Here is a 4,145-nt window from a genome sequence, read left to right as displayed (position 1 = left end):
GTCGGCGGATGGCCCTCCCCTCCCCCCCCCCCCCCCCCCCCCGCCCCCCCCCCCCCCCCCCCCCCCCCCCCCCCCCCCCCCCCCCCCCTGCCCGGTCAATCAGATCTAGCGGTACAGATCTAGCGGTACGACCCGAAGTCGAAGTCGTCCAGCGGCACAGCCTGCCCGCTGGCCGGCCCGAAGCCGTAGTCGGTCTCCGGGTACCCGGTCATCGAGTACACCTTCGCCTTGGCCTCCTCGGTCGGCTCCACCCGGATGTTGCGGTACTTGCTGATGCCGGTACCGGCCGGGATGAGCTTTCCGATGATCACGTTCTCCTTGAGGCCGACGAGCGAGTCGCTGCGCGAGTTGATCGCCGCGTCGGTCAGCACCCGGGTGGTCTCCTGGAAGGAGGCCGCCGAGAGCCAGGAATCCGTGGCCAGCGAGGCCTTGGTGATGCCCATCAGCACCGGGCGACCGGCGGCGGGCTCGCCACCCTCGCCGACGAGCCGGCGGTTCTCCGACTCGAAGAGCGCCCGGTCGACCAGCACGCCCGGCAGGAACTCGGTCGCGCCGGAGTCGATGACCGTCACCCGCTTGAGCATCTGGCGGATGATGATCTCGATGTGCTTGTCGTGGATGAGCACACCCTGCGAGCGGTAGACCTCCTGGACCTCCTGGGTCAGGTGGACCTGGACCGCACGCGGACCCATGATCCGCAGCAACTCGTGCGGGTCGATGGTGCCCTCGGTCAGCTTCTCGCCGACGCCGACGTGGTCGCCGTCGTGGAACCGCAGCTTGACGCGCTTGGAGATCTTGTCGTAAACGATCTCCTCGCTGCCGTCGTCCGGCACCACGATGATCTTCCGCGAGCGCTCGCCGTCCTCGATCCGCACGCGGCCCGGGGTGTCGGCGATGGGCGCCTTGCCCTTGGGCACACGGGCCTCGAAGATCTCCTGCACACGCGGCAGACCCTGGGTGATGTCCTCACCCGCGACACCACCGGTGTGGAACGTACGCATCGTCAGCTGCGTGCCGGGCTCACCGATCGACTGGGCCGCGATGATGCCGACCGCCTCGCCGATGTCGACCGACTTGCCGGTCGGCAGCGACCGGCCGTAGCAGGCCGCGCAGACGCCCAGCTTGGACTCGCAGGTGAGCACGCTGCGCACCCGGACCGTCTCGGTGCCGGCGGCAACGAGCTGGTCCACCGAGATCGAGTTGAGGTCGTCACCGCGCCGCACGACGATGTTGCCGGCCTTGTCGGTGATGTCGTCCGCGATCGTCCGGGCGTGCACACCGGTCTCGGCGTGCACGTTCACGGTCAGCTTGCCGCCGTCCAGCTTGTCCGCCACCTGCATCGGGATCGCGCGGTCGGTGCCGCAGTCCTCCTCGCGGATGATGACGTCCTGCGAGACGTCCACCAGACGCCGGGTCAGGTAACCCGAGTCGGCGGTACGCAGCGCGGTGTCGGCCAGACCCTTACGAGCACCGTGCGTGGAGATGAAGTACTCCAGCACGGTCAGACCCTCGCGGTACGACGACGTGATCGGCCGCGGGATGATCTCGCCCTTGGGGTTGGCCACCAGACCACGGATCGCGGCGATCTGCCGGAGCTGGAGGAGGTTACCGCGAGCGCCGGAGTTGATCATCACCCAGAGCGGGTTCTCCTGCGGCAGCGCGGTCTCCATCTCCTTGGAGATCTCGTTGGTCGCCTTGGTCCAGATCTCGATGAGCTCGCCGCGACGTTCCTCGGCGGTCATCAGGCCCCGCTGGTACTGCTTGTCGATCCGGTCCGCCTCGGTCTGGTACTTCGCCAGGATCTCCGGCTTGCGCGGAGGGCCGATGACGTCGCCCATGCCGATCGTCACACCGGACCAGGTGGCCCAGTGGAAGCCGGCCTCCTTGAGCGCGTCCAGGGTCGCCGCCAGGGCTACCTTGGGGAAGCGCTCGGCGAGGTCGTTGACGATCGCCGACAGCTGACCCTTGCGGATCTCGTAGTTCACGAAGCGGTAGCCCGGAGGCAGCGTCTCGTTGAACAGCACCCGGCCCAGCGTGGTCTCCACGAGCAGCTTGTCGCCCGGGACCCAGCCCTCGGGGGCCTCCCACTTGGGACCCGCCGCGCCGTTGTCGACCTCGACCACCTCGGGCAGCCGGATCTTGACCGGCGTCTGCAGGTGCAGCTCGCCGTTGTCGAACGCCATCCGTGCCTCGGCGTCCGAGCTGAAGACCCGGCCCTCGCCCTTGCCACCCTTGGTGAGGTGGGTCAGGTAGTAGAGCCCGATGACCATGTCCTGGGTGGGCATGGTGACCGGCTTGCCGTCGGCCGGCTTGAGGATGTTGTTCGACGAGAGCATCAGGATCCGGGCCTCGGCCTGCGCCTCGGCCGACAGCGGCACGTGCACCGCCATCTGGTCACCGTCGAAGTCGGCGTTGAACGCCGTGCAGACGAGCGGGTGGATCTGGATCGCCTTGCCCTCGACCAGCTGCGGCTCGAAGGCCTGGATGCCCAGGCGGTGCAGGGTCGGCGCGCGGTTCAGCAGCACCGGGTGCTCGCTGATGACCTCTTCGAGGACGTCCCACACGACCGGCCGCTGACGCTCGACCATCCGCTTGGCCGACTTGATGTTCTGCGCGTGGTTCAGGTCGACCAGGCGCTTCATCACGAACGGCTTGAACAGCTCCAGGGCCATCTGCTTGGGCAGACCGCACTGGTGCAGCTTGAGCCGCGGGCCGACCACGATGACCGAACGGCCGGAGTAGTCGACGCGCTTGCCCAGCAGGTTCTGCCGGAACCGGCCCTGCTTGCCCTTGAGCATGTCGGACAGCGACTTGAGCGGGCGGTTACCCGGACCGGTGACCGGCCGGCCGCGGCGGCCGTTGTCGAACAGCGCGTCGACGGCCTCCTGCAGCATCCGCTTCTCGTTGTTCACGATGATCTCGGGCGCGCCCAGGTCGATCAGGCGCTTGAGCCGGTTGTTCCGGTTGATCACGCGGCGGTACAGGTCGTTCAGGTCGCTGGTCGCGAAGCGGCCACCGTCGAGCTGCACCATCGGGCGCAGGTCCGGCGGGATGACCGGGACGCAGTCCAGCACCATGCCGAGCGGCGAGTTGCGCGTGTTCAGGAACGCGGCGACGACCTTGAGCCGCTTGAGAGCACGGATCTTTCGCTGGCCCTTTCCGCTGCGGATGATCTCCCGCAGGTTCTCGGCCTCGGCGTCCAGGTCCATGTTCGTCAGCAGCGCCTTGATCGCCTCGGCGCCCATGCCGCCCTCGAAGTACTCCCCGAAGCGGTCCCGCAGCTCGCGGTAGAGCAGCTCGTCGGTGACCAGCTGCTTGGCGTCGAGCTTGCGGAAGGTGTCGAGGACCTCGTCGAGACGGTCGATCTCGCGCTGCGCCTTGTCACGGATCTGGCGCATCTCCCGCTCGCCGGCCTCCTTGACCTTGCGGCGGACGTCGGCCTTGGCGCCTTCGGCCTCCAGCTCGGCCAGGTCCTGCTCCAGCTTGGCGGCGCGTCCCTCGATCGTCGAGTCGCGGCTGTTCTCGCTCTGCCGCTTCTCGGCGAAGATCTCGTTCTCGATCGTCGACATGTCACGGTGGCGCGACTCGGCGTCCACCTTCGTGATCACGTACGACGCGAAGTAGATGATCTTCTCGAGGTCCTTCGGCGCCAGGTCGAGCAGGTAGCCCAGCCGGCTCGGCACACCCTTGAAGTACCAGATGTGCGTGACCGACGCGGCCAGCTCGATGTGGCCCATGCGCTCACGGCGGACCTTGGACCGGGTCACCTCGACGCCGCAGCGCTCACAGATGATGCCCTTGAACCGGACCCGCTTGTACTTGCCGCAGTAGCACTCCCAGTCCCGCTGAGGACCGAAGATCTTCTCGCAGAAGAGTCCGTCCTTCTCGGGCTTGAGCGTGCGGTAGTTGATCGTCTCGGGCTTCTTGACCTCGCCGTGCGACCACTGGCGGATGTCGTCAGCAGTGGCAAGGCCGATGCGCAACTCGTCGAAGAAGTTGACGTCGAGCACTTGGACTATCCCTCGTGTTTCGTTGCTCGGATAAATTCCAGGCCGGCGGGGGCGGGGGGGGGGGGGGGGGGGGGGGGAGGGGGGGGGGGGGGTGGGGGGGGGGGGGGTGGGGTGTTTAGGCGGTCTTTGCGCGCG

Annotated in this window: 1 protein-coding gene; it reads right to left on the bottom strand. The window is 67.8% G+C overall.

All coding sequences use genetic code 11. The features are described from left to right. Positions 1 to 119: 119 nt before the first annotated feature. Positions 120 to 4,010: a DNA-directed RNA polymerase subunit beta' gene (locus ACZ6TI_RS09865; protein WP_465344607.1), complete on the bottom strand. Its 3,891-nt coding sequence runs from the start codon at positions 4,008 to 4,010 to the stop codon at positions 120 to 122. Positions 4,011 to 4,145: the final 135 nt, after the last annotated feature.

It is taken from the genome of Actinoplanes sp. NPDC051388 (genome assembly GCF_055586225.1).
The sequence above is the reverse complement of the archived record's forward strand: the minus strand, read 5'-3'. Positions and strand labels throughout refer to the sequence as shown.